The 25,581-nt window shown below is 64.6% G+C and carries 21 protein-coding genes; 12 read left to right on the plus strand and 9 right to left on the minus strand.

Translation table 11 applies throughout. From position 1 onward, the window contains the following. Positions 1-16: 16 nt before the first annotated feature. Complete coding sequence (locus tag LY622_RS00455; protein ID WP_234289085.1) at positions 17-997, minus strand: TAXI family TRAP transporter solute-binding subunit; 981 nt, start codon at positions 995-997, stop codon at positions 17-19. Between the two features lie 191 nt (positions 998-1,188). Between LY622_RS00455 and LY622_RS00460 the strand changes: the two genes are divergently transcribed. The 7 genes from LY622_RS00460 to LY622_RS00490 all read left to right on the plus strand — a co-directional run bounded on the left by LY622_RS00460 (position 1,189) and on the right by LY622_RS00490 (position 9,841). Beyond that, entirely contained in the window at positions 1,189-2,100 is a 912-nt protein-coding gene (locus tag LY622_RS00460) for a LysR family transcriptional regulator (protein WP_234289086.1), read from the plus strand. 107 nt (positions 2,101-2,207) lie between these two features. Beyond that, positions 2,208-3,308 (plus strand): histone deacetylase family protein, encoded by a 1,101-nt coding sequence (locus LY622_RS00465; protein ID WP_234289087.1) that lies wholly within the window; start codon positions 2,208-2,210, stop codon positions 3,306-3,308. A 175-nt stretch (positions 3,309-3,483) separates the two neighbouring features. After that, the gene (locus LY622_RS00470) at positions 3,484-3,903 is read left to right on the plus strand and encodes a GFA family protein (protein WP_234289088.1); all 420 of its coding nucleotides are present in this window, start codon (positions 3,484-3,486) and stop codon (positions 3,901-3,903) included. A gap of 51 nt (positions 3,904-3,954) precedes the next feature. After that, positions 3,955-4,437 (plus strand): peroxiredoxin, encoded by a 483-nt coding sequence (locus LY622_RS00475; RefSeq protein WP_234289089.1) that lies wholly within the window; start codon positions 3,955-3,957, stop codon positions 4,435-4,437. A 32-nt stretch (positions 4,438-4,469) separates the two neighbouring features. Continuing rightward, positions 4,470-5,732 carry a response regulator c-di-GMP phosphodiesterase, NosR family gene (gene nosR / locus LY622_RS00480; RefSeq protein ID WP_234289090.1) on the plus strand — a complete coding sequence of 421 codons (1,263 nt, stop codon included), beginning with the start codon at positions 4,470-4,472 and terminating at the stop codon, positions 5,730-5,732. Positions 5,733-5,976: 244 nt separating this feature from the next. Next, positions 5,977-7,344, plus strand: a complete 1,368-nt coding sequence (gene nosR / locus LY622_RS00485; RefSeq protein WP_234289091.1) for a response regulator c-di-GMP phosphodiesterase, NosR family — start codon at positions 5,977-5,979, stop codon at positions 7,342-7,344. After that, entirely contained in the window at positions 7,337-9,841 is a 2,505-nt protein-coding gene (locus LY622_RS00490; RefSeq protein WP_234289092.1) for an EAL domain-containing protein, read from the plus strand. The genes nosR (LY622_RS00485) and LY622_RS00490 overlap by 8 nt, the downstream gene beginning before the upstream one ends. A 68-nt stretch (positions 9,842-9,909) precedes the next feature. On the opposite strand, the gene kynU is transcribed toward LY622_RS00490, so the two are convergent. From kynU to LY622_RS00525, 7 genes are all read right to left on the minus strand, one after another. Then, the gene (kynU, locus tag LY622_RS00495; protein ID WP_234289093.1) at positions 9,910-11,160 is read right to left on the minus strand and encodes a kynureninase; all 1,251 of its coding nucleotides are present in this window, start codon (positions 11,158-11,160) and stop codon (positions 9,910-9,912) included. A gap of 14 nt (positions 11,161-11,174) precedes the next feature. Continuing rightward, complete coding sequence (gene kynA / locus LY622_RS00500) at positions 11,175-12,032, minus strand: tryptophan 2,3-dioxygenase (protein WP_234289094.1); 858 nt, start codon at positions 12,030-12,032, stop codon at positions 11,175-11,177. A gap of 106 nt (positions 12,033-12,138) precedes the next feature. Next, positions 12,139-12,726 carry an NAD(P)H-dependent oxidoreductase gene (locus LY622_RS00505; protein ID WP_234289095.1) on the minus strand — a complete coding sequence of 196 codons (588 nt, stop codon included), beginning with the start codon at positions 12,724-12,726 and terminating at the stop codon, positions 12,139-12,141. 138 nt (positions 12,727-12,864) lie between these two features. After that, a complete protein-coding gene (locus LY622_RS00510; RefSeq protein ID WP_234289096.1) occupies positions 12,865-13,914 on the minus strand; it encodes an AI-2E family transporter in 1,050 nt (349 codons plus the stop codon). A 65-nt stretch (positions 13,915-13,979) separates the two neighbouring features. After that, positions 13,980-14,117, minus strand: a complete 138-nt coding sequence (arfA, locus tag LY622_RS00515; RefSeq protein ID WP_305038551.1) for an alternative ribosome rescue factor ArfA — start codon at positions 14,115-14,117, stop codon at positions 13,980-13,982. A gap of 68 nt (positions 14,118-14,185) precedes the next feature. Continuing rightward, positions 14,186-14,977 carry a uroporphyrinogen-III C-methyltransferase gene (gene cobA / locus LY622_RS00520; RefSeq protein ID WP_234289116.1) on the minus strand — a complete coding sequence of 264 codons (792 nt, stop codon included), beginning with the start codon at positions 14,975-14,977 and terminating at the stop codon, positions 14,186-14,188. A gap of 79 nt (positions 14,978-15,056) precedes the next feature. Next, a complete protein-coding gene (locus LY622_RS00525) occupies positions 15,057-17,804 on the minus strand; it encodes a nitrate reductase (protein ID WP_234289097.1) in 2,748 nt (915 codons plus the stop codon). Between the two features lie 429 nt (positions 17,805-18,233). On the opposite strand from LY622_RS00525, the gene LY622_RS00530 reads away from it, so the two are divergent. From LY622_RS00530 to nirD, 5 genes are all read left to right on the plus strand, one after another. Next, entirely contained in the window at positions 18,234-18,833 is a 600-nt protein-coding gene (locus LY622_RS00530) for an ANTAR domain-containing response regulator (RefSeq protein ID WP_234289098.1), read from the plus strand. Positions 18,834-18,848: 15 nt separating this feature from the next. Further along, positions 18,849-19,886 (plus strand): CmpA/NrtA family ABC transporter substrate-binding protein, encoded by a 1,038-nt coding sequence (locus tag LY622_RS00535; protein ID WP_234289099.1) that lies wholly within the window; start codon positions 18,849-18,851, stop codon positions 19,884-19,886. Positions 19,887-20,153: 267 nt separating this feature from the next. Continuing rightward, a complete protein-coding gene (locus tag LY622_RS00540) occupies positions 20,154-21,470 on the plus strand; it encodes an NAD(P)/FAD-dependent oxidoreductase (RefSeq protein ID WP_234289100.1) in 1,317 nt (438 codons plus the stop codon). Then, a complete protein-coding gene (gene nirB, locus LY622_RS00545) occupies positions 21,467-24,022 on the plus strand; it encodes a nitrite reductase large subunit NirB (RefSeq protein ID WP_234289101.1) in 2,556 nt (851 codons plus the stop codon). The genes LY622_RS00540 and nirB overlap by 4 nt, the downstream gene beginning before the upstream one ends. Positions 24,023-24,170: 148 nt before the next feature. Next, positions 24,171-24,542 carry a nitrite reductase small subunit NirD gene (gene nirD, locus LY622_RS00550; RefSeq protein ID WP_234289102.1) on the plus strand — a complete coding sequence of 124 codons (372 nt, stop codon included), beginning with the start codon at positions 24,171-24,173 and terminating at the stop codon, positions 24,540-24,542. A gap of 153 nt (positions 24,543-24,695) precedes the next feature. Here nirD and LY622_RS00555 read toward each other — a convergent pair whose 3' ends face one another. After that, positions 24,696-25,487, minus strand: coding sequence for a glutathione S-transferase family protein (locus tag LY622_RS00555; protein ID WP_234289103.1), 792 nt, complete (start codon positions 25,485-25,487; stop codon positions 24,696-24,698). Positions 25,488-25,581: the final 94 nt, after the last annotated feature.

Consider the following 25,581-nt stretch of genomic DNA (forward strand, 5'->3'; position numbering starts at 1 on the left):
CACCTATCGATCGCCGTTACTGGGCAGGCTTCAGGGCATCGGGAATCTCGTGGCCCTGCTCCTCGAAATAACGGGCCGCACCGGCATGCAGCGGCACGGTACCCACCTCGAGGGTCATGCTAGCGAGGTCGGCGTCACGTACCGCGGAGAAGGCATTGGCCTGGGGCTCGGGGTTCTCCATCACCGCCTTGACGATCTGGTAGGCGGTCTCCTCGTCGAGGTCCGGGTGGGCATGCACGGCCACGCCGAAGGCCCAGGTGGTATAGGCGGGAATGCCCTCGCCGGCGCCTTCCGGAATATCGACGATGGCCACGTCCGGCATCTCGGCGCGCAGCGTCTCGGCCTGTTCGTCGGAAAGCGACAGCACGCTGATCGGCGTGAAGGTGGCGATATCCATGGTCGACCCATCCAGGCGATTGCCGACGCCGGACTTGGCATAGCCCATGATACGCCCGTCTTTGATGGAGTCGACTACGTCCGTCGTGGAACCGCGCACGTAGTCAGGCGCGATGCCAAGGGTCTCGAGTACAGCTTCGGTGGTGCTCTCGGTGGCCGAACCGGTAATCCCCGGGTTGAAGCGAACCCCCTCGAGCTCCTCGAGAGTGGTGACGCCGGCATCCTGGCGCATCACCACGTTCTGGGGCGCCACGGTATAGACCCACAGCAGCCGGCTATCCACGGGGCGACCGTCGAAATCCTCGAGGCCGGCATAGGCATGGTAGCCGGTGTTGGTGGTCACCAGCCCCATGTCGATCTGGTTGCGGCCGAGGCGGCGCAGGTTGTCCACGGTGGCGCCGGTCTCGGCAACCGACGCACTGACACCGTCGACCTGGCTGTTGATGATCTGGTTGACGGCGACGAAGTAGCCATAGTGGCTGGAGGAACTCGAAGTCGAGCCGATCAGCAGGCGTTCGTTGGCCTGGACGGCAGACGCGGCGGCAAGCAGGCCGACGCTGGCGGCCATGGCGGTGAGCATCGTCTTGATTGGCGTTTTCATGGTGGCTCCTTGGCCCGGCGGTGGGCTCATTGTTGTGATGACTTGTTGTGATGACTTGCTGTGATGAACTGGATACCGGAATGGTTGCTTGGCAAACCGGATGAGAGAAGGATGGAAGTCCCAGTAGCAGAATGGTGGGCGTCGACTATTTTGTATATTGAATAGTTTTTAAAGTGTGTTTTACTTTATAAATGAACCCCAGCATTCAACAGCTCAGGGCCTTCGTTGCCGTCGCCCACTCCCGCAGCCTGGCCGAGGCCAGCGAGCGCATTCACCTGTCCCAGCCGGCCATCTCCATCGCCATTCGCAAGCTGGAAGAGACGGTGGGCGGCCCGCTGTTCTCACGCACCACTCGCCAGTTGACGCTTACCCCGGAAGGTGACGCCTTCCTGCCGGTGGCCGTGCGCCTGCTCAACGACTGGAACGAAGCCTTCGCCGACCTCGGCGAACGCTTCTCCAAGCAGCGCGGCAAGGTCACCGTGGCGGCATTGCCTACGCTGGCCGCCGGCCTGCTGCCGGGAATCATCGCCAACTTTCACGCCCGCTACCCGCGCATCAACCTGAGCCTGCACGACGTGCTGGCCGAGCAGGTGAACCAGATGGTGCGCGAGGGACGCGCCGACATGGGGCTGTCGGTATCGCCCCAGGATGCCGAGGATCTCGTCTTCGAGCCGGTACTCGTGGACCGTTACGTGGCGGTCTGCCCCCTGGGACACCCGCTGCTTGCGCAGACAAGCGTCGAGTGGGCGCAGCTGGCGAGACAGCCATTCATCGGCATCAATCGTCTTTCCAGCTCACGCCAGGATATCGATCGCATCATGGCGGAAGTGGGCCAGCCATTGGATATTATCTGCGATGCCAGCCAGATCGCCACGGTAGGACGCATGGTGGCCGCCGGCCTGGGGATCAGCGTGCTGCCTTCGCTCAGCTTTCGCCAGATCGCCTCGCAGGGTATCGACCACCGCCCCCTGGTGACACCGACCATCCGCCGCGAACTGGGGATCGTGATGCGCCGGCGTGACGCCCTCTCGGCGGCCGCCGCGGCGCTCCACGCCATGATCCAGGAAACCGCCGTGCCGGCCGAGGCCCTCTCGTCGCCATGACGCCCCGCCAGAAAACGACATATCGCCACTCCCTCGACTATCCTTGCCCATATGGATGAAGCGCTGTACCGCTCAATTCCCCAGCGCCGTTGCAAGGAGTATTGCCAGTGGCCGATGCAAACCAGGTAACCGTCTTTTACGATGAGCGAGTCCTGGCACATAAACCGGATTCCGATGCCCCCTTCCTGCCGGGGCGCATGGATCGGCGTGTGCGCGAACTACTGTCGGCACTCAAGGTGCCCTGGGTCTACCCGGAACATGCCGGACGGCTGACCGCCATTCGACAGCTGCTCGAACTCGAACCGGTACCCGGCCTGCTATTCGAGAGTGGCAAAGCCGCCACTCGCGAACAGCTGGGGCGAGTCCATACCAGCTCCTATCTGGACCATGTCTACGAACTGCGCGGCCACAATGCCTGGCTCGACGTCGATACCACCGCCGTCTCCCCCGGGAGCGTCGAGGCGGCAGAAGTGGCCGCCGGCACCACCATCGCCGCGGTGGAAGCCGTCATCGAGGGGCGAACCCAGAGCGCCTTCGCCCTGGTTCGGCCACCCGGCCATCACGCCGAACCTGTCCGCGCCCGTGGCTTCTGCCTGTTCAACAACGTGGCCGTGGCAGCGGCCCATGCCAGGGCGGAGCTTGGCTGCGAGCGCGTCTTGATCGTCGACTGGGACGCCCATCACGCCAACGGTACCCAGGACATCTTCTGGGCCGACCCCGACGTGATGCTCTTCGATATCCACCGTGCCTCCCCCTTCTATCCCGGCACCGGCAACCTCGAGGATGTCGGCGTGGGCCTCGGTGAAGGCACCACCGTCAATGTGCCCATGCCGGCAGGAGCCGGCGACCGAGCCTACCTCAAGGCCTTCGAGGACATCCTGGTCCCCGCCACGAACTCCTTTCAACCGGACCTGATACTGGTATCGGTCGGGTTCGACCCTCACCCTTTCGACCTGGCGTTGAATGTCTCCTACGAGGGCTTCGCGTCAATGACGCGCATGCTGCAGGACCTGGCCAAAAAGCACTGTGACAGTCGGCTGGTCTTCGTGCTGGAAGGGGGGTATCACCTGCTCTCCCTGTCCCGCGGCGTGAGAACGGTGCTGTCGGTGCTCGCCGGCGCCGAGGCCCCGGAGCCCGGTCTCACCGGCCTGGCCGAGGTGGAAGTGGCCGCCATATTCCATCGCCCGGCCTTCTCAGCGCCGGACTAAGCTTTGTCTGAAAAGTCGCCGGGCGATGGTCAGGGTTGAAACGGGACACAGGCCCAAGCCTGGCCTAGCCGTTACACTGTCGATGTCTATGTCTATGTCTATGTCTATGTCGAAATTACCGGAGCCTGGTGACGGCTCGCGATGAAACGCCTACCGAAATCGGGAGGAAGCAACGATGGATGGAATGACCGCACGCGGAAGCTGCCTTTGCGGTGCCGTACGGCTCGGCGTAGTCGCCCGCAAGCAAAACCTGGGCGCCTGCCACTGCAGCATGTGCCGGACCTGGAGCGGCGGCCCGATGCTGGCCCTGGAGTCGGTCAGCGAAGTCGAGATGGAAGGCGAGGAGAACATCACGGTCTACGCCTCTTCGGAATGGGCCGAACGGGGCTTCTGCCAGCGCTGCGGGACCCATCTCTTCTTCCGCCTGAAGACCGGCGACCACTATGCCATCCCGGTGGGCCTGGTCGACGGCGGCGAGGCCTGGACCTTCGATAGCCAGATCTTCATCGACCAGAAGCCGAACTACTATACCTTCGCCAACGAAACCCACAACATGACCGGGCAGGAAGTCTTCGACGCCTACCAGGGCAGTTGAACACCGTAACTTGCTCGACAGCAGGCCGCCCCTCAACCCAGGAGTCAATGCATGCCTCTTTCCGCAGGCGACACCATCCCGAACGTCACCCTCAAGACCAACGGGCCAGACGGTCCTGAAGATATCGCCACCGGTGAGCTGTTCGCGGGCAAGCGTGTCGTGCTCTTCGCCGTACCTGGCGCCTTTACTCCGGGCTGCTCCAACACGCACATGCCGGGCTTCGTGGTGAAAGCCGACGAGGTGCTGGCGCGTGGCGTCGATACCCTGGCCTGCCTCTCGGTCAACGATGCCTTCGTCATGGGCGCCTGGCAGAAGGACCAGAATGCCCAGGCTATCCTGATGCTGGCCGACGGCAATGCCGACTTCACACGAGCGGCAGGCCTGGAGAACGACCGGAGCTCCGCCGGCATGGGATTGCGCAGCCTGCGCTACGCACTGATCGCCGACGATGGCGTGGTGCAGTATATCGGTGTCGATACCGAACGCGGTGTGGTCGACAAGAGCAGCGTCGACGCAGTGCTGGCGAATCTCTAGCTTGGCGCACAACCTGGAGCCGGGAGGGGCGGATGCCGCAAACCGATAGTCACAGTGACGATATTGCGCAGGCAGGAATGACCGCGTCGACACAGGCAGCAGAGCCGGAAACACAGCCCCTTCGCGCCACGCTGCTGCTGGTCGACAGCGATGGCGATACCCTCGCACTCCTCGCGGAGACCCTGCAGCCGGAGGGCTGCCGCCTGCTGACCGCCGACGGTGGCGAAGCCGCACTGGCGCTGATGGATGCCGAAGAGATCGACCTGGTCATGGCCAACGCGCGCATGCCCGACATGGGCGGCATCGACCTCCTGAACCGCATCCAGCAGGGCTGGCCTGACTGTCTGCGCATACTGCTCGACAGCCAGAGCGATATGAGCGCCATCGTGCGTGCCATCAACGAGGGGCATATCTACAGCTTCATCGGCATCCCCTGGAAGGCGGAGGAGCTATGCCTGACCCTTCGCCAGGCTCTCGCCCACCAGCGGGCCGAGCGCGAACGGAAGCGGCTCGAGGCACTCACCCGGGAGCAGAACCGGGAGCTGAGCGAGCTCAATGCCAGCCTGGAAAAGCGCGTCGAGGCTCGCAGCCAGGAGCTGGGGCAACTTGCCGCCATGCTGGATGCCGCCAATGCCGAACTGGAGCGCAGCCATGTCGCTGCCACCCAGGTATTCTCATCGCTGATCAACCAGCGACTGCCCCACCGCTTGCAGACCAATGCCCAGGTTTGCGCCCTGCTCCAGGCCTTCAGCGAGGTGCATGGGCTGGAAGGCGAGCTACAACGCGACCTGCAGATGGCGGCGTCGCTCTACAACCTGGGACGGCTGAGCTGGAACGACCACCTGCTTACCACACCCTCTCAACGCCTGTTCGGCGAGGAACAGAAAGCCTACCAGCACTACCCCGAAACCGGTGAGAGCCTGCTGATGTCGCTGGACCCGCTTCAGGGAGCCGCCCGGCTCGTTCGCCATCACCGCGAGCGGTGGAACGGCAGCGGCTACCCCGACCAGCTGGAGCAGGAAGCCATCCCCTACGGGGCTCGACTGCTGGGGCTGGCCGTCGACTTCGTCGAACTGCAGCGTGGCATGATCCTGCCGAGCGAGCTGCCGCGTCAGCAGGCCCTGGAGCTACTGCGCAAGTTCTCGGGGCGTGTCTATGACCCTGAGCTGTGTGCCGCCTTCATCCAGCTCAGCCTCGAGCAGGCCCCCGACCTGGCAGTGACCACGGCATCCGCGATCGCGCCGGACAGCCTCAACCACCAGCCCGACAGGCCCCTCGCCAAGGACCTTTCCTGACCCCTTCTGCCATCACACGCCGGAAGAATTTTCCCAAGTAACCCTCAAGCCGAGCCCCCGCCTGCCGATCTAAGTGTGAGGATCATGCCGTTTCAGGCATAGATTGCTCCACCAGGATGGGGAGTCGATATGCAGGATCACGATGCAGCCCGCATGAGCCGGTCGCTATGCGACCTGAGGCAGGCGAATCCACAGCTGCTGCAGTCAAACATCCCCAGGGCGTTGACCATGAGGAGGGCTCACCTTGACTGCTGAAGCCAACCAGACCCTGCCCGACCCTGCGACACCTCAGGCTCCCGTGGCCACCCTGCTACTGGTGGACGATGAGCCCAATATCCTCTCTTCTCTCAAACGAGTGCTGCGTGGTGAAAGCTATCGTGTCCTGACGGCCAGCGGTGGCGAAGCCGCACTGGAGATACTGGAACAGGAGAGCGTCGACCTGGTGGTTTCCGATGCCATGATGCCGGGCATGGACGGTGCGGAACTGTTGAGCCGGGTCCACCAGCTGTCACCGGACTGCATCCGTGTGTTGCTGACCGGGCAGAGCGACATGCAGGCCACGGTCCGCGCCATCAACGAAGGCCATATCTATTGCTACATCGCCAAACCCTGGGACGACGACAAGCTGCGCCTTACGCTTCGCCAGGCCGTCGCCCATCAGCTGGCCGAGCGCGAACAGAAACGCCTTGAAGCCTTGACCCAGCAGCAGAACCAGGAACTCATCGAGCTCAACGCCACGCTGGAACAGCGCGTCGAGGCGCGCACCCAGGAGCTCAAGCAGATCGCCGACATGCTGGACACCGCCTATGACGAGCTGAAGCACAGCTATGTCATGGCCACTCGCGTCTTTTCGTCGCTCATCACCCAGCGCATGCCGCGCCATCTGCACGCCAATGCCCAGGTCGGCGACCTGATCCAGGCGTTTGCCGATACCCATGAGCTCGAGGGCGAACTCCGGCGCGACCTGCTCATGTCGGCCGCCTTGTACAACCTCGGCAAGCTGGCCTGGAATGACCGCATGCTGACCACCCCCTCGGAGCGCCTCTTCGGCGAGGATCGCAAGGCCTACCGTCGCTACCCGGAAACCGGCGAAAGCCTGCTGATGTCTTTGGAGCACCTGCAAGGGACCGCCCGGCTCATTCGCCACCACCGGGAACACTGGAATGGGGACGGCTACCCCAACCGCCTCAAGGGCGAGGCCATACCCTACGGGTCACGCCTGCTGGCACTGGCAGTCGACTTCATCGAGCTCCAGCGCGGCATGATCCTGCCCCGCAAGGTCCCGCGCCAGCAGGCCCTGGACTTGATGCGCAAGCTCTCTGGGCGCGTCTATGACCCCGCTCTCTGCAAGGCCTTCATCACACTGTGCGTCGACCAGGCCCCGGACCTGGGCCAGGCCGGGAAGACCATGCTGTCGCTTGAGACCCGTCAACTCGAGCCGGGCATGATCCTGGGACAGGATATTCATTCAGCAACCGGCATCCTGCTGCTCAATGAAGGCAAGGAGTTGACCCAGCACCTGATCGACAAGTTGCGCAAGCTCGAAGAGGTCGAGGGCACCAGCTATACGCTGATGGTGTGCAAGCCTGGAATCGGTGAAAGCGATGCCTGATCCCAGCCCGCGGGAACTACGCGAAGCCCTGCGCCAGCGCGATCAGTTCTTCACCCTCTCCCTGGAGCTGTTCTGCCGGATCGACCTCGACGGTCGGTTCCTGCAGACCAACGCCGTCTTCGAGCAGCTGCTCGGCTATTCGGAGCAATGGTTTGTCGGCCACCATTACAGCCAGCTGGTCGTGGAGGAAGACCAGCCCCTGGTCGACGCTGCCATCGAGAGAATCAAGACCGGTAAGCGAGTCCACGCCCTGGAGGTACGCGTTCGTGATGCACATGGCGCCATACTCTGGGTAGAGATCAATGCCGACCTGGGAACGGAAGCGGTCATCTATGTGGTGGCACGGGACATCACGCAGCGCAAGCATGACGAACAGCGGCTGCACATCCTGGAGCGCGGTATCGAATCGAGCGTCAATGGGGTCATCATCGCCGAAGCCGATCACCCGGACCTGCCGATCATCTATGTCAACTCGGCCTTCGAACACATCACCGGCTACTCTCGACAGGAAGTGATAGGCCGCAACTGTCGCTTCCTGCAAGGGCCCGATACCGACCCCGAGGCACGGGCCGTCATCCGGCGCGGCATTGCCGAAAAGCGCTATACCCACGCCACCCTGTGCAACTATCGCAAGGACGGCTCGCTCTTCTGGAACGATCTCCATATCTCGCCGGTGCTCGACGAGAACGGCGAGGTCAGCCACTTCATCGGCGTACAGAATGACATTTCAACCCAGCGTGCCTACGAATCGCGCCTGGCGCACAATGCCACTCACGACACCCTCACCGGGCTGCCCAACCGCGCGCTACTGGAGGAGCGCCTGCAGCAGTGCTATCACCCTGCCCGACACCAGGTCGGCAGTGTCGCCCTGCTCTATATCGACCTGGACGACTTCAAGTCGATCAACGACAGCCTCGGCCACGTGCTGGGCGATCAGATACTGGTCGAAGTGGCCTCTCGCCTGGTCAAGCAGGTACGCGCCAGCGATACCGTAGCCCGCTGTGGCAGCGATGAGTTCGCCATCATCCTGGCCGACCCAGGTGACGTCCTCCTCGTCGTCGAGCGGCTGCTGGCCAGCGTGGCTCGCCCCTATCGAATCGAACAGAGCGAGCTGCACCTGACCGCCAGCATCGGCATCGCCCTGGACCCGGGTGGCGTGGCGAACCCCTCCCAACTGATCCAGCAGGCCGATCAGGCCAAGTCCCAGGCCAAGCGTCAGGGTCGCAATACGTACCAGTGGTACACCGAGGGTCTCGAAAAGAAGGCGAGCGGACGAGTCATGCTGCGCAATGCCCTGCAGCATGCCATCGACCAGCAGCAGTTCGAGCTGCACTATCAGCCGCAGGTCCAGGACGCCAGCGGCAGAATCATCGGCTTCGAGGCACTGATCCGATGGCATCATCCCGAACGTGGCTACATCCTGCCGGCCGAGTTCATTGGCCTGGCCGAAGATACCGGACAGATCATTCCCATCAGTGAGTGGGTGTTACGCACCGCCTGCCGCGACAACGTTCGGCTCAACGCCCTGGGGTTTGGGGAGTACGTCATGGCGGTCAATGTGTCGCCCATGCAGTTTCATCGGGCCAGTTTTGTGCCGGGCATACTGGAGACGCTGGAAAAGACAGGGCTCGCAGCCCCCCTGCTCGAGCTGGAGCTCACGGAAAACATCCTGATGGAAAGCACCACGAAAGCCATCGAGATCCTCCAGACGCTACGCCGCCTGGGCATCACTATCGCCCTCGACGACTTCGGCACCGGCTTCTCCAGCCTCAGCTATCTGAAATACCTGCCCATCGACAAGATCAAGATCGACCGCTCCTTCATACGGGAAGTCATCAGCGATCACCGCGACGCCGCCATCGTCCAGGGCATCATCTCCATGGCCAGCCAGCTGCAGCTGAAGGTCCTTGCCGAGGGTGTGGAAACCCAGGCCCACTACGCCTACCTCAGCAAGAAAATGTGCGATCTCTACCAGGGCTTCTACTTTGCCCGCCCCATGCCCATCGACGACCTGATCACCTTCCTGCATGAGAACCAGGCCGCGAGTCAGCTGCAGCAGGACGACCAGCACGGCAGCGCCAGTAGCCAGACCCTGCTGCTGCTCGACGATGAGCCCAATATCCTGCGCTCCCTGACCCGCGCGCTGCGTCGTGACGGCTATCACATCCTTGCTACCGACAGCGCCCAGCAGGCCTTCGAACTGCTGGCCACCCAGGAGGTGCACGTCGTCATCAGCGACCAGCGCATGCCCGAGATGAGCGGCACGGAGTTCCTCAAGCGTGTCAAGGAGCTCCACCCCCAGGCCATCCAGATCGTGCTCTCGGGTTACACCGACCTCAAGACGGTCACCGCCGCCATCAACGAAGGCGCCATCTACAAGTTTCTCACCAAGCCATGGGACGACGACGAGCTGCGGCTGGTGGTCCAGCAGGCCTTTCGCGAGGCGGCCATGCTCAAGGTTCGGTTGCGAAGCATGAAGAGTCCGGCGGCCGATTGAAGCAGGAGTACTGCGCCGCACGTCACACCTCGCCCGGCTCTCACAGCCTGGCTCTCACAGCCCGGTCATCAGGTCACCGCGCTGCGCTGCCGGAACTGCGGCTCTTCCCACGCGCCCGTGGCCATGATCTCGGCCAGGGCCTGCACGGTGTCCCAGATGTCGACATGGCGGACGTATAGCGGCGCAAAGCCGAAGCGCAGGATATCCGGTGCCCGGAAGTCACCGATGATATTGCGGGCGATCAAGGCCTGCATGATCGGATAGGCGTGTTCGTGGGTAAACGATACCTGGCTCCCCCGCCGCTCGGCGTCCCGGGGGGATGCCAGCGCAAAGCCCATGCCGTCGCAGTGCGCCTCGACCAGTTGGATGAACAGCTCCCCAAGCCGCCGTGACTTGGCCCGCAGCAGCGCCATGTCCGCCGAAGCCAGCAGTTCGACACCCACCTCCATCACCGCCGTGCCAAGCACGCCGGGGGTACCGCACAGGCCGCGCTTGATGGAATCGGCAGGCTGGTAGTCGTCACGCATGGCGAAGGGTTCGGTGTGCCCGAACCAGCCGCTCAGCGGCTGGTGAAAATCGGCCAGATGGCGCCGCGCCACGAACAGGTAGCCAGGCGCTCCCGGGCCACCATTGAGGTACTTGTAGCCGCACCCCACGGCGAAGTCGGCCCCCACCCCGTTCAGGTCCACCGGCACCGCCCCGGCGCTGTGGCTGAGGTCCCATAGCATCAGGGCGCCGACCTCGTGGGCCCGGGCGGTGATGGCGGCCATATCGAACAGCTCGCCGGACTTGTAGTGCACATGAGTGAGCACCACCAGGGCGGTGTCTTCATCGATGTGGGATGCCAGCAGCTCCCTGGGCGCCGTTTCCAATCGCACCTCGCCCTGCAGGAAGCCTTCCAGACCCTGCAGAATATAGAGGTCGGTGGGGAAGTTACCCGGTTCGGAGACGATCTTGCCTCGCCCCCGGCGCATGCGGATCGCCGCCGCCGCCAACTTGAACAGGTTGACCGAGGTGGAGTCGGCCACCACGACCTCGCCGGGCTCGGCACCAATCAGCCCCGCGACCCTGTCGCCGACCCGCTCGGGCAGCGACACCCAGTCGTGACGATTCCAGCTGCGAACCAGTCCCTGCCCCCACTCCCGCTCCACCACCTCGGCGGCCCGGCTCAGGGCCGCCCGGGGCAGCGCGCCGAGGGAGTTGCCGTTGAGATAGATCAGCCCCTCCTCCAGTACGAAACGGTCGCGATACTCGGCCAGGGGATCGTCGTGGTCCAGCCGCGCCAGATCGGCTCGGCTGGGTGGTGTTGCCGGTTCCATGGGTTCGTCACTCCTCACATGGTGGTCCTGACCGACCACAGCTCGGGGAAGAACTGCAGGTCCAGCGCCTTGACCAGGAAAGAGACACCGCCGGTACCGCCGGTGCCGGACTTGTAGCCGATGATGCGCTCCACCGTCTTCATATGGCTGAAGCGCCACTTGTGGAAATTGTATTCGGTATCGACGAGCTTCTCGGCCAGCTCATAGAGATCCCAATGCGCTTCCGGCGCGCGATAGATCTCGGCCCAGGCCTGCTCCACCGCATCGCAAGGCTGGTAGGGCTGCGACCAGTCGCGGTCGATGCAGCCGCGCGGGATTGCGAAGCCGCGCCGCGCCAGCAGCTGCAGGCTGATGTCGTAGAGGCTCGGGGCATGCAACACCTCGCTCAGCCGCTGGTAATGCTGCGGGTGGCCCCGGTGGACTTCGACCAGCCTGGGATTCTTGTTGCCGAGCAGGAACTCCAGCTCCCGATATTGATAGGACTGAAACCCCGAACTCTGGCCCAGGCTGTCACGGAAACTGGCATAGTCCGCCGGCGTCATGGTGACCAGCACTTCCCAGGCATGGATCATCTGCTCCTGGATGCGGGCCACCCGCGCGAGCATCTTGAAGGCGGGAGCGAGCTTTTCTTCAGCGATATGCGCCGCTGCAGCGTGGGCTTCATGCAGGCACTGCTTGAGCCACAGCTCGGAGACCTGGTGTATGACGATGAACAGCATCTCGTCGTGCTGGTCCGAGCGCCGCTGCTGGCAGGCCAGCAGGGGCTCGAGCTGCAGGTACTGGCCGTAACTGATGTCCTGGTCCCAATGGACGTCTTCACCGTCCAGCGCCACTGTCCGGGCTTCCGGCGGGCGGGTATCGCGTTTCGTCATCCTGCGGGCACTCCCTGCTCACGCTGCGTTGTTGGCTATTACTCATGCTATTGCCAGTCTACGCAGGCTGCCAGTGCCCGTATATTCAATCGCCCCCGATGCCGCCCTACTCCGCCTCGGTGCCAAGCGCGTGCATCTTGCGAAACCACTTCGCGCGCCCCCGTTCGCTCATCGATTCGACCCTGCCGATCAGGGTCTCGTGAATGGGAGAGAAACCGACGAAGCCGAGCACATTGCGCTCCAGCGACTTGACGCTGTGGGCACGGTAGAGATGCCGGTAGATCAGAGCGGGCATGCCCATGGTAACGACCAGCCGCGCGGTGCGGCCGGTCAGGCCCTTCTTGCCCAGCGGATTGCCGTCCTCATACTCGAAGGCGAAACCGGGTCGCATCACCTGTTCAAGGAAGGCTTTCACCAGGGCCGGCATGTCGCCCAGCCAAAGCGGGAAGATCAGCACCAGGTGCCGGCACCAGGCGATGGCATCCTGTGCCGCCTGCAGGTCAGCGGGCAGCGGCCCCTCCTTCCATGCCTTCTGGCTGCGCAACAGGGGGAACTCGAGTGTGGCGATATCCACCACCCGCACCTCATGCCCATGTGATTCAGCACCCGCCCGGTAGTGGTCGGCCAGCGAATGGCACAGGTGAATCGTGCCAGCGTCGGGATGCCCCTGGAGAATCAAGATACGCGTTGTCATGGCAGCGAGCGCTCCCAGGTGATTTGCAAGGCCGTACCGCTTTCACACTACTCACAAACCGACACCTTAAGCTTGACTGTCATCAAGCATAAGGCCTTCCCTGGGGTGACGCCGCATCAAAGCCGTCAACACAGCCGATCATTTACCTAACACATCCACCTCGTCACCTAGCACATCCTCGATATAGAGCATCTGGATGGCGACGACCGCCACCACGGCGAGTGGCGTTGCCAGAATCACACCGGCCAGGCCGGCAACCGCCGCCCCGGCGAGCTGCACGATGACGGTGTAGGCCGGTGGCAGGCGCACTACCCCCTTGGCGGCCACCGGCATGACCACGTTCGACTCCAGCGTTTCCACGACGAAATAGAGCACGATGGCATAGAGCGCCAGCTCGGGTGACGCCAGGAAAGCGATCAGCACGGTGGGAATCATGCCCAGTATCGGCCCCAGATAGGGGATGAAGGTCAGCAGGCCGGCAATCAGGCCCAGGGCGCCGGCCATGGGCACGTCCATAAAATATAAGCCAATACTGATAGAGATGCCGACGAAGAGCATGGAGATCAGCCGGCTCAGCAGCCAGAGACGCAGGGCCCTGCCCTGGGTGGCAAGGACCTCCAGCCAGCGCCCGCGACGGGCCGGTGGAAACAGCAGCAGCATGTTGCTCAGGTACATGGCCGGGCTCAGCACCAGGTAGAAGCCGATCAGCAGGATCAGGAAGAAGCTGGCGATGGCGCCGAAGGTGGAAGTGAAGATTTTCGTGAACTGTTCCAGCAGCGGATTGATGAGCTGGCCCGGGCCCTCCACTTCCTTGAGCGCCGCTTCGATACCAGGCAGGCCCAGCAGCGTGGCCGCGAGCTCCTGCAGCGCTTCGGGTAGCTGCTGGATCAACAGCGGGAACTGCGCCATCAAGGGAGGGCCGATAATGCCACCCAGCCCTACGCACAAGAGCACGATCAGCAGAAAGGCGAAGGATAGCGTCCAGGACCGCGAGAGCGGCAGGTAGCGAGCGAAGAGTCGCGAGACCCCATCAATGGACACCGCCACGAGGATGCCGGCGAATACCAGCAGCAGTACATCGATCAGTTGGGCAGCGAAATAGAGCAGGATCGCCACCAGGGCGACCAGCCCCACGGTGATCAGCAACCGCCGCGTAAACAGCGACAGGTTCCCGTAGCCATCATCCATGTCAGCTCCCTGCTGTTGGTGCCAGGCATCCTGCCTGGGGGATGGAAGTATCGCGAAACAGCCGATCAGGCCGCTTGGCGATGCTCCCGTCCCTTGCGGGAGTAGCTCCCTTTGCCCTTCCTGGGTTTCTCCTGGCGCATGCGAAACATCGGCGTGCGCAGCTGTGCCTTCAGGGCATTGTCACGAATCCTGGCTTTCTTCATCATCCTCTCCGGTCGAGTCCGTCAGCAGCAGGGGCTGACTGGGCGTGGCTCAACCTGAGAGTAGCAGATCAGGGGAAGGTTTCATGCTGCGGCTTCGCCGCCACGGGGCTCGTTGCGACCATGCTCACCACGCTGCCCACCACGATCAGGCAGGGGGAAGGCAGCGGCTGGGCCGCAAGCTTGTCCGGCATGTCCGCCAGGGTGCCGGTGAGCGACTGCTGGTCGTCATGGCTGGCATTGGCGACCAGCATGATCGGCCAATCATCCGGCAGCCCCGCCAGGCGCAGGCCGCTGCAGATGGCCCCCACCTTGGAGAGCCCCATATAGAAGACCAGGGTCTCGTCCCTGCGGGCCAACTCCGCCCAGTCGGGCTCGCCACCCTCGCGGCATAGCTGGGCGGTGATGAACCGCACCTGCTGGGCGTGGCCGCGGTCGGTCAGCGGGATGCCCATGCCGGCGGCGGCGGCCGAGGCGGCAGTGATACCAGGTACGATCTCGGCAGGCACCCCGGCCTCGGCCAGGGCGGCAAGCTCCTCGCCCATGCGCCCGAAGATACCGGGATCGCCGCCTTTCAGGCGCACCACCGACTTCCCCTGCCCCGCCAGCCTGACCATCAGCTCGCCGATCTCGGCCTGGGGCACGCTGTGGTGACCCCGCGCCTTGCCCACATAGTAGCGCTCGCGGCCGGCGGGGATCAGTGACAGCACCTCGTCGCCGATCAGACGGTCATAGACGATGGCGTCGGCCTGCTGCAGCAGGCGGGCGGCCTTGAGGGTCAACAGCTCCACGTCACCGCTGCCGGCCCCCACCAGGTAGACACGTCCGGGCTGGCAATCGCCGCGCAGCCCCAGCGAGGGCATGCTGCCACACTCCCTGGCGTCGCCCAGGCAGCTGAAGGAACGGCCGAAGCCGAGACGAGCAAGGCCCGCAGCCAGAATGTCACGCGATAGCAATGCCTTCAGGCTTCGGCTCAGCGCTCGCATAGGCCCTCTCCTCTTCGATCAGTGACTTCAGTTCAGGAATACAGCTACCACATTGTGTACCACAGGCCAGCCGGGCGCCCAGCGCCTCGACGCTGCCATCGCCACCGCGAATGGCATCGCGGATGGTACGCTGCCCGACCTGGTGGCAGCTGCACACCACAGGGCCGCTGTCGGCGGCGCCATCGTCGCAGCCGGCCAGCAGGCGCCGCTGCCGCGCCGCATCCAAGCATTCGCCCCGGGCGGCCTCCTGGAAGCGCTCGTCGAGCCAGGCCAGGCCGGGCAGCTCGCCGGGGGGGCCTACCATCAGCCACCAGCGCAGTCGGCCGTCCTCGATGCCCGCCGCACGCAGGCGACCGCCAACGGGATCATCGCACCAAAGCGTCGGCGCCACCGCCAGGTGCCGAGCCAGCCAGGCCTGCCAGTCATGCCTCTCGGCATCGCCCTTGCCGCCCGCCAGCTGCCATCGCTGACAGTCGGGAAGCGGGATGCGCGCCCAGTAACGCGAACTCTCGCACCATGCCGCATCCAGCGTCAGGTCGTCGGCCACTATCAGCGTAGCCTGCCAGCCAGGCGCCAGCGGCGCTATCGACACGGCCCCATGCTTGGATTCCGGCTGGCCGGAGATAGGGTCACAGTGGGGCGCCAGCAGGCTACCCATGCGGGCGGCACCGCTGAACCGGCCGGTCCAGTGCATGGGCACGAACACTTCGCCACGCCGCTGCGCCTTCGATATCCGCACGCGCCCCACATAGTCTCCACCCGCACCCTCCAGCCGCGCCAGCTCCTTGTCACCGATACCGTAGTGGAGCGCATCGTCGGGATGCAGCTCGATGAACGGTTCGCTGCGGTGGTTCATCAGCCTCGGGGCACGGGCGGTGCGCGTCATGGTGTGCCACTGATCGCGCACCCGGCCGGTATTAAGCCGCAGCGGACGCGCTTCACTCAAGGCCTGTCGGGGCCCTCGGGGGGACACGGCAATCAGTCGCGCCTTGCCATCCGGGGTGGCAAAGCGCCCGTCCTCGAACAGCCTCGCGGTGCCATGGGGGGCCTGCCGCGTCACCGGCCACTGGATCGGCGACAGGGCATCATAAGCGTCGCGGTCGAGCCCGGCCAGACCGGAGATATCGAACAGCCGCTTGCCTTCGCCCCGGGTGTCGGGAGCGTTCTCGAATCCCGACAGCCGGGCGTGCTCGTCGAAGATCTCGCTGGGATGCCCATAGGCAAAGGCCTCGCCGAAACCGAGCCGCCTGGCGACCTCGCCGATGATCCACCAGTCGTGACGGGCCTCCCCCGGGGGCGGCAGCAGACCGCGCTGGCGCGAGATGCGACGCTCGGAGTTGGTCACGGTACCGTCCTTCTCGGACCAGCTCGAGGCCGGCAGCACGATATCGGCGTAGGGGAGCAAATCGGTGTCGGCCATGCATTCGGAGACGATCACCAGCGGGCACTTGGCCAGGGCCGCCCGCACGCGGTTGGCATCCGGCAGGCTCACCACCGGGTTGGTGGCCATGATCCACACCGCCTGAACCTCGCCCCGCTCGATGGCCTCGAACAGCTCCACCGCCTTGTGGCCTGGCGCGTCGGGCAGGGTGGGCTCGAGCGATTCTGTCGTCCAGAAGCGCGTGACCCGTTCGAGGGCGCCCGGCGTGTGGTAATCCATGTGTGCGGCCAGCTGGTTGGCCAACCCGCCCACCTCGCGGCCACCCATGGCGTTGGGCTGGCCGGTGATCGAGAAGGGGCCCGCCCCCGGCAGGCCGATCTTGCCGCCGGCCAGATGGCAATTGATGATGGCATTGCACTTGTCGGTGCCGCTGGAGGACTGGTTGACGCCCTGGGAGTAGAGCGTCACCACGTGGAGGTGGCTGGCGAACCAGTAGAAGAAGGTTTCCAGCCGCTCCGGGTCCAGGTCGCAGTCGGCGGCAATGGCCTCCAGCGAGGTGTCGTCCTCGCGAGCCGCCGCCAGGGCCTCTTCCATGCCCTGGGTATGGTTGTCCAGGTAGACCCGGTCCAGCTTGGAACGGTCGTCCATCCAGGCCAGCAGGCCATTGAACAGCCGCGCATCGCTGCCGGGAGCGAGGCCGAGATAGAGGTCGGCGATCTCGCAGCTGTCGGTGACCCTGGGGTCGATCACCACCAACCGCATCAGCGGATTGATCTGCTTGGCCGCCTTGATGCGCTGATACAGTACCGGATGGTTCCAGGCCAGGTTCGACCCCACCAGCACCACCAGCTCCGCCTCCTCCAGGTCCTCGTAGTTGCACGGCACGGCGTCGGCGCCGAAGGCGCGCTTGTAGGCCGCCACCGCCGAGGCCATGCAAAGCCGCGAGTTGGTGTCCAGGTGCGGTGTCCCCAGGAAGCCCTTGAACAGCTTGTTGGCGACGTAATAGTCCTCGGTGAGCAACTGACCCGAGAGGTAGGCCGCCACGGCATGGTTGCCATGGTCACGGCGTGTGGCCTGAAGCCTGTCGGCCACGGCATCCAGTGCCGTGTCCCAGTCCACCTCCACGCCATCGACCCGGGGACGCGTCAGCCGGCCATGCTCACCCAGGGTCTCGTGCAGCGCCGAACCCTTGACGCAGAGCCGCCCGAAATTGGCCGGATGCGTGCTGTCGCCGCTGACGCCGATGATGCGCTCGCCGTCGACTTCCGCCTGCACGCCGCAGCCAACACCGCAGTAGGGGCAAGTGGTTAGAGCCTGGTGCATGACGATCTCCTGTAACGCATGTTCGCAAAATGCAAACGCCCACCCGCCGACTCTGTAGAAGAGACGGCGGGTGGGCGTCGTTGCCGATGAAGCGCGGTGGGCGCCTCTTGCTGCTTTGCCCAGCGTTGAGCATTTTCTATACAGGATGAAGCAATCTTCGTGCCAGACAGCGGCTTCCGCCGGCATTACGGCTCTCTGGCTGCCCGGCGGCGGTCCGCCATCCAGCCACTGCCCCAGGATATCTCACCCCAACGGCCATGCTGCACCACGGTAGTGCCGAAATTTCCCGCACTGGCCCAGGGCAACGGCCAAGGCGATGTACCAGGCCAACGCGCCCCGGCGGCAGGGCCTGTCATCACAAGGTGTAGCGGCATGTGGAATGTATCTTGCATTGCAGCGTAGAGATGCAACGTGACTAGCGAGACTGCCATGCCCCCACCGCTGAATGTGCTGCTGGTTGATGATGAAGTCGTGCGCGCCGCCATGGTCGAAGAAGCCCTGGTCGCCGATGGGCACCGTGTGGTCTGCCGCCTGACGAGCCCGGCGAGCCTCAACGAGATGGTCGCCCGGCACCAGCCCGACGTGGTGATCATCGACATGGAATCCCCCGACCGCGACACCCTGGACAGCATGGCGCTGCTCAACCGCGAGAACCCGCGCCCGGTGGTCTTCTTCGCCGCCCAGCACGACCCGGACATTCTCCAGGCCGCCCTCAAGGTCGGCGTCAGCGCCTATGTGGTCGACGGCCTGGTTCCCGGCCGGGTCAAGGCGATCATCGAGGTGGCGATTGCCCGCTTCGATGCCTTCCAGTCCATGCGCCGCGAACTGGAGAAGACCCGCAACCAGCTCACCGAGCGCAAGCGCATCGAACGCGCCAAGGGGCTGTTGATGAAGCATCAGGACTGCGACGAGGAGCAGGCCTACCGCATGCTGCGCAAGCTCGCCATGGACCGCAGCCAACGCATCGCCGAGGTGGCCGACAGCGTCATCGATATCCTGGAACGCCTGAACGCGCGCTCGCCTGACTGAACCGAGGTCCTATTCATGAATCCGCAGGACATGCACACCACACCCGAGCTGAATCACCTGACCCTGGGCTTCGTGCCGCTGCTGGATGCCGCCCTGCTGGTCATCGCCCGTGAACGGGGGTTCTTTTCCGAACAGGGGGTCGAGGTATCGCTGTCACGGGAGAACGCCTGGTCGACCCTGCGCGACAAGGTGGCCGCCGGGCTGCTCGATGGCGCCCAGATGCTCTCGCCCATGCCACTGGCCATGAGCCTCGGGCTGGAGCGTGCGCCCTGCGACACCCTGGCGCCGATCACCCTGAGCCGCAACGGCAATGCCATCGTGCTGTCGGAGTCCCTCTGCCAGCAGAGCGGTGCCGCCCTGGGCAGCGACCCGGCCGACAGCGCACTCGCCGTCGGTGCCTGGCTCGGTCAGCAGCGCGGCCCTCATCGCCCGCGGCTGGCCATGGTCTACCCCTTCTCGTGCCAGCACTACCTGCTGCGGGAGTGGCTGAGTCTGGGCGGCCTCGACCCCGACCGCGACGTGGAGCTGGTCGTCCTGCCGCCCCCGCGCATGGTGGCGGCACTCAGCGAAGGCCAGATCGACGGCTTCTGCGCCGGCGAACCTTGGGGCAGCCTGGCCGCGCACCAGGGTGTGGGCCAGCTCATGGCCAGCGGTGCCCAGCTGTGGCCCGACCACCCCGAGAAGGTATTGGGCGTGACCCGCTCCTGGGCCCACCACTACCCCGCCACGCTTGCCGCCCTGATCCGGGCGCTGGTGGCGGCCAGCGATTGGCTCGCCGACTCTCCCGACAACCGCCGGCAGGCGTTGGAGTGGCTCGCCCTGCCGCCCTACCTGGACCGCTCGGTGAGCCATCTCGACACCCTGCCCCTGGGCGCTGCCCCGATTCACCAGCGGCTGTTCGGCCCTGGCGTCCTGCGCCCCGACGTGGACGCCATGGGCCGCATTGCCGAACAGCTGGACCGCTCCCTGCGTCACCTGGATCGTGCCCTGGACATCCCGACGCTCCACGAATGCTACGCCCCTGTGCATTTCGATGCTGCCATGCACCAGTGACGTGCAGGCGGCCGATCGGAAACGGCTGAGCGCCAGACAATCCCTCTGGAAAGGCATTCCCAAGAAACTGAAATAAAACGACAAAACCAACAGAAAGAGGGTTCTGGCCAGCTTCTTGATTGCTACTAGTCAACCACGCGATCAATGGCGGTCGCTCTCGAACAGTAGCAACGGGCGAAGACGCTCCAGCACACCCCAGGCGGGGTCGTGCCGGAGCGTCTTCTTTTTGTGCCGCTGCTTTCTTACCCGCTTCGGAGGTGTCACTACATGCACCCACAGTCCGCACCCCAGCCGGCCACGCTCGAGCATCTCGTGATCATCGGCAACGGGATGGCTGGCCACCGGCTGGTTGAAGCCCTGGCCAAGCGGCCGGCCCTGTCGCTGCGTATCACCGTGATCGGCGAGGAGCCGCAGCCAGCCTACAACCGTATCCTGCTCTCGCCGCTACTGGCCGGCGAGATGGAGCGCGACGCGCTTACCCTGCGCGATGCCGACTGGTATGCCGAACAGCAGATCGACCTGATTCTCGGTGAGCGGGTCACCGACATCGACCGCCAATCACGCCGCCTGACCACTGACGCCGGCCGCATCCTCGACTATGACCGCCTGGTGCTGGCCACCGGGTCACGCCCGGCGATGCCGCCCATTCCCGGCCTCACACTTGCCGGCGTCCACGTCTTTCGCGACCTGAACGATGCCGACGCCCTGACACGTGCCGCGCAAGCCGGCGGCAGTGCCGTGGTGATCGGTGGCGGCCTGCTGGGCCTGGAAGCCGCCGAAGGCCTGCGGAAACAGGGCCAAGCCAAGCACGGCATGAACGTGAGCCTGATCCAGCGTGACGACCGGCTGATGAACCGTCAGCTGGACATCACCGCCGCCCGGTTGCTCGAAGCCGAGCTCTGCAGCCGCGGCCTCGACATCCATACCGATGCCGGCCTGGACCACCTGACCGGAGACGACCAGGGCCATGTCACCGGCGCCATGCTGAGCGACGGACACTGGCTCCCGGCCGAGTGCGTGGTGGTGGCCATTGGCATCACGCCCAACAAGGAGCTGGGCCAGGCGGCCGGGCTCGAGGTCAACCGCGCCATCGTCGTCGACGAGACCCTCACCACCTCCGACCCGGCCATCCACGCCCTGGGCGAATGCTGCGAATTCCAGGGCAATACCTTCGGCCTGGTGGAACCCATCTGGAAGCAGGTCGAGGTCCTGGCCGCGCATCTGGCCGGCGAGCCGACGGCAGGCTATGTGGAGACGCCCTGTGCCACCAAGCTCAAGGTCAGCGGCGTATCGCTCTACGCCTTCGGCCCCACCGAGGCGGAACCCGACCACGACGTGCTCACCTACCGCGACCCGCTGCAGGGCGACTATCGCCGCCTGCTGCTGTGCGACGGGCGAATCGTCGGTGCCGTTCTCTACGGTGATACCGCCATGGGCCCCTGGTACTTCGAACACTCGCTGGCCGGCACCGACCTCGGCCCCTGCCGCCAGGCCCTGCTGCTGGGCGCCGCCGATGCCGATGCCCTGCTTCACGAACACGCCAATCCAGACTCTCCGGAACGCCCCGTCAAGGAGGCCGCATGAACACGCCTAACGCCACCAAATCCCAGTTGATCGTCATCGGTAACGGCATGGTCGGCCACCACCTGGTCGAGCAACTGGTCGAACAGGGCGCCACCGAGCACTATGAGATCACCGTGTTCGGTGAGGAGCGCCACCTGGCCTACGACCGGGTTCACCTCTCCGAGTATTTCAGCGGCCGCGATGCCGACTCGCTGGCCCTCTCCACCGCCGAGTACTACGCCGAGCACGGCATTGCCCTGCGCCTTTCCGAGGCAGTCACCGCCATCGACCGCGACCGCGGCGAGGTGACGACACCCCAGGGCCGCTACCCCTACGACCGGCTGGTGCTGGCCACCGGCTCCTATCCCTTCGTGCCGCCGATCCCCGGCAACGACCGGGAAGGCTGCCTGGTCTACCGTACCCTGGAGGATCTCGACGCCATTCGCGCCATGGCCGAAACCGCCAATACCGGCGTGGTGGTGGGCGGCGGCCTGCTCGGCCTGGAAGCCGCCAACGCCCTGCGTGGCCTCAACCTGGACACCGCCGTGGTCGAGTTCGCCCCCCGGCTGATGCCGATGCAGGTCGACAGCGAAGGCGGCGAGCTGCTACGCGAGAAGATCGAGTCGCTGGGCGTGCAGGTGCTGACCGGCCGTGCCACCCAGGAGATCGTCGACGGCGAGGCCAGCCGCCACCGCATGGTGTTCCAGGACGACAAGGTGCTGGAGACCGACCTGATCGTGTTCTCCGCCGGCATTCGCCCCCGCGACGACCTGGCCCGGGACTGCGGCCTGGAGATCGGCGAGCGCGGCGGCGTGGTGATCGACGACCGCTGCCTGACCAACGACCCGGCGATTCTCGCCGTAGGTGAAGTGGCGCTGTGGAACAACAGCATCTTCGGCCTGGTGGCCCCCGGCTACCAGATGGCCAAGGCCGCCGCCGCCACCCTGCTCGCCACGGCCAGCGGCACCCAGGACGGCAGCTTCAAGGGCGCCGACATGAGCACCAAGCTCAAGCTGATGGGCGTGGACGTGGGCTCCATCGGCGACGCCCACGGCGACCGCACCCCCGGCGCGCGCATGTTCCGCTTCCTGGATCCGATCAAGCAGCAGTATCGCAAGCTGGTGGTCTCCAGCGACGGCAAGCGCCTGGTCGGCGCCATGCTGGTGGGCGACAACAGCTACTACGACACCCTGCTGCAGTACTACGCCAACCGCATGGACCTGCCCGAGGACCCCGCCGCGCTGATCCTGCCCTCGAGCGAAGGCGCGCCCACCCTGGGCCCCGACGCCCTGCCGGAAACGGCCATGATCTGCTCCTGTCACAACGTGACCAAGGGCGACATCTGCGCGACGCTGGACGCCGGCGCCGTCGACCTGGGCGCGGTGAAGGGTGAAACGAAGGCCAGCACCGGCTGCGGCGGCTGCGCCGCACTGCTCAAGAGCGTGGTCGACCACGAGCTGGAAGCCCGCGGCGTGGAGGTCGACAAGTCGATCTGCGAACACTTCGCCCACACCCGCCAGGAGCTCTACGACATCGTCCGCGTCGAGGGCATCAAGACCTTCAGCGAGCTGATGGAAAAGCATGGCTCCAAGGTGGGTCACGGTCTCGGCTCTTCATCAGCCCCAGGACTCGGCTGCGACATCTGCAAGCCGGCGGTGGCCTCGATACTCGCCTCCTGCTTCAACGAGCCGATCACCGACGCGGCCCACATCCCGCTGCAGGACACCAACGACACCTTCATGGCCAACATGCAGAAGAACGGCACCTACTCCGTCGTTCCCCGCGTGCCGGGCGGCGAGATCACCCCCGACAAGCTGGTGGTGCTGGGCCAGGTGGCGCAGAAGTACGCGCTCTACACCAAGGTGACCGGCGGCCAGCGCATCGACCTGTTCGGCGCCCGCCTGGAAGACCTGCCGGCGATCTGGGGCGAGCTGATCGAAGCCGGCTTCGAGACCGGCCACGCCTACGGCAAGTCGCTGCGTACGGTGAAGTCCTGCGTCGGCAGCACCTGGTGCCGCTACGGCGTACAGGACAGCGTGGGCATGGCGATCAGGCTTGAGCACCGCTACAAGGGCCTGCGCGCCCCGCACAAGATCAAGTTCGGCGTTTCCGGCTGCACCCGCGAGTGCGCCGAAGCCCAGAGCAAGGACATCGGCGTGATCGCCACCGAGAACGGCTGGAACCTGTACGTGTGCGGCAACGGCGGCATGCGCCCGCGCCACGCCGAACTGTTCGCCACCGACCTCGACGACGAACAGCTCTACCGCATCATCGACCGCTTCCTGATGTTCTACATCCGCACCGCCGACCGCCTGCAGCGCACCTCGGTATGGCGCGAGAACCTGGACGGCGGGCTGGACTACCTCAAGCAGGTGATCCTCGAGGACAGCCTCGGCATCGGCGAAGAACTCGACCGGCAGATGCAAACCGTCATCGACGCCTACGAATGCGAATGGGCCAACGCCATCAGCGACCCGGAGAAGCTCAAGCGCTTCCGCAGCTTCGTCAACGACGCGCGCCCGGACCCGGACATTATTTACACCACTGAGCGCGGCCAGCTTCGCCCGGCCTAATGGAAATCGCTGCGCGAGCGAATCGCGTTGTTGCGCGGCACCCCGAAGGCTCGCCTAACCCCACGTTATGTCTCGCCTTCGGTCCGCCGCGCGCCTAGCGCTTCATCCCGCTCGCCGATTTCCCGAAACGAATCTGGAGATTAAAAAAATGAGTTCAGCAATTGCGGCCAAGACCATGACCCAGACCTGGCAAACCCTCTGCACCCGCGCCGACCTGGTGCCCTACTCCGGCATTGCCGCCTGGGTGGAAACCCCGGAAGGCCCGGCACAAGTCGCCATATTCTATTTGCCGGGGTACGAGCAGGAGCTCTACGCCATCGACCACCACGACCCCTTCTCCCACGCCAACGTCATCGCCCGCGGCATCGTCGGCGATATCAAGGGCCAGCTCGTCGTCGCCTCTCCGATCTACAAGCAGCACTTCCGCCTGGAAGACGGCCAGTGCCTGGAAGACGACAGCGTAGCGCTGCGCACCTGGAAGGTAAGCTTCAAGGGCGATGAGGTGTGGATCGAGGCGTGAGGTTTCAGCCATCGGAAAAGAAAAAGCCGCCGACGCTGGGGAGCGCCGGCGGCTTTGGGTTACATAAGAAAAATACGCTGTAGGAGCAGCTTCAGCTCCGGTCCGACGCATCGGCGACTGGAGGCCGCAGGCCTCCCGGCGGTGTTGCCAGCATCACAACCCTAGCTCTTCATCTGTCGCGGCATATTCGTACTTGGCCTTGGGCGGCCATGGACGCGCTCGCCAATGGGGTTCGAATGCGAAGGACGATCGCCTGCGGCCTGGCAGCAGCATGCCTTTTCCAGCGCCTTTGGCGTAGTCGTAGTAAAGCTTTACGATCTGTTCCTTCGTGACTTGTTGTGCGGCAGGGTGTGAGATTGAAGCATCACGCCACTCCCGCACCCGGGCGTATTGATCCCCCTTGGGCAGTTGGAAATCCTCGTAATACTCCAGAAACCAGAAACGCATAAACAACGGCGTGAAGAGCGTCTCCGCCCATCCAAAATCCTCGTACAGAAACGGCCCCGAGGGGGCATGCTCCACCAGGAAGTCATTCAGCCGTGCGTATTGCTTCAGCATGCCCTCCCTCAGGGCATCGCGCCGCTCGAGGTCCTGGTTCATCACATACGTATATCCTTGGGCACAAAATTGAGCTTCCATTTGCGTGAGCATGTTCTCTACCGCACGCCGATACGGGTCACGCTGCGCGACGCCTGGCTTCGGGTATAGATCCTCCAGGTACTGCAAGATGACCAGGCTCTCCTTGATGACCTGCCCATCCGCGTTCTCCAGGATCGGCAGGGCCGTAGTGCCGCGGGCCTTTGCCAGCAACCAGTCTGGCCGAGGCTGAGTAATGTCGATCACGGAAAACGTCACGTCGTCCCTACGGCCCTTCAGCGATAGCAGAATTTCCAAACGCTGGCAGAATGGACAGACGGGAATGTGAAAGACGGTCAGCTCAGCCATACTTCGGATCCTCAAGCCATGCCGGGAAAGCTGTCATCCAAGACATACAATGGGCCGCCCAACGCCCGGCTCAGAAAATCTGTTGCTGGCAATC

It is taken from the genome of Halomonas alkalisoli, assembly GCF_021412585.1.
Lineage (GTDB): Bacteria > Pseudomonadota > Gammaproteobacteria > Pseudomonadales > Halomonadaceae > Halomonas > Halomonas alkalisoli.

What these genes read in the sequence shown, in the direction of transcription:
- LY622_RS00460 (WP_234289086.1), top strand. Translation starts at nt 1,189, where the DNA reads ATGAACCCCAGCATTCAACAGCTCAGGGCCTTCGTTGCCGTCGCCCAC.
- LY622_RS00510 (WP_234289096.1), bottom strand. Translation starts at nt 13,914, where the DNA reads ATGGATGATGGCTACGGGAACCTGTCGCTGTTTACGCGGCGGTTGCTG.
- kynA (WP_234289094.1), bottom strand. Translation starts at nt 12,032, where the DNA reads ATGACGAAACGCGATACCCGCCCGCCGGAAGCCCGGACAGTGGCGCTG.
- LY622_RS00455 (WP_234289085.1), bottom strand. Translation starts at nt 997, where the DNA reads ATGAAAACGCCAATCAAGACGATGCTCACCGCCATGGCCGCCAGCGTC.
- cobA (WP_234289116.1), bottom strand. Translation starts at nt 14,977, where the DNA reads ATGCCCTCGCTGGGGCTGCGCGGCGATTGCCAGCCCGGACGTGTCTAC.
- nirB (WP_234289101.1), top strand. Translation starts at nt 21,467, where the DNA reads ATGAACACGCCTAACGCCACCAAATCCCAGTTGATCGTCATCGGTAAC.
- kynU (WP_234289093.1), bottom strand. Translation starts at nt 11,160, where the DNA reads ATGGAACCGGCAACACCACCCAGCCGAGCCGATCTGGCGCGGCTGGAC.
- LY622_RS00525 (WP_234289097.1), bottom strand. Translation starts at nt 17,804, where the DNA reads ATGCACCAGGCTCTAACCACTTGCCCCTACTGCGGTGTTGGCTGCGGC.
- nosR (WP_234289090.1), top strand. Translation starts at nt 4,470, where the DNA reads ATGCCGCAAACCGATAGTCACAGTGACGATATTGCGCAGGCAGGAATG.
- LY622_RS00470 (WP_234289088.1), top strand. Translation starts at nt 3,484, where the DNA reads ATGGATGGAATGACCGCACGCGGAAGCTGCCTTTGCGGTGCCGTACGG.
- nirD (WP_234289102.1), top strand. Translation starts at nt 24,171, where the DNA reads ATGAGTTCAGCAATTGCGGCCAAGACCATGACCCAGACCTGGCAAACC.
- LY622_RS00540 (WP_234289100.1), top strand. Translation starts at nt 20,154, where the DNA reads ATGCACCCACAGTCCGCACCCCAGCCGGCCACGCTCGAGCATCTCGTG.
- LY622_RS00530 (WP_234289098.1), top strand. Translation starts at nt 18,234, where the DNA reads ATGCCCCCACCGCTGAATGTGCTGCTGGTTGATGATGAAGTCGTGCGC.
- LY622_RS00505 (WP_234289095.1), bottom strand. Translation starts at nt 12,726, where the DNA reads ATGACAACGCGTATCTTGATTCTCCAGGGGCATCCCGACGCTGGCACG.
- LY622_RS00555 (WP_234289103.1), bottom strand. Translation starts at nt 25,487, where the DNA reads ATGGCTGAGCTGACCGTCTTTCACATTCCCGTCTGTCCATTCTGCCAG.
- LY622_RS00475 (WP_234289089.1), top strand. Translation starts at nt 3,955, where the DNA reads ATGCCTCTTTCCGCAGGCGACACCATCCCGAACGTCACCCTCAAGACC.
- arfA (WP_305038551.1), bottom strand. Translation starts at nt 14,117, where the DNA reads ATGAAGAAAGCCAGGATTCGTGACAATGCCCTGAAGGCACAGCTGCGC.
- LY622_RS00535 (WP_234289099.1), top strand. Translation starts at nt 18,849, where the DNA reads ATGAATCCGCAGGACATGCACACCACACCCGAGCTGAATCACCTGACC.
- LY622_RS00490 (WP_234289092.1), top strand. Translation starts at nt 7,337, where the DNA reads ATGCCTGATCCCAGCCCGCGGGAACTACGCGAAGCCCTGCGCCAGCGC.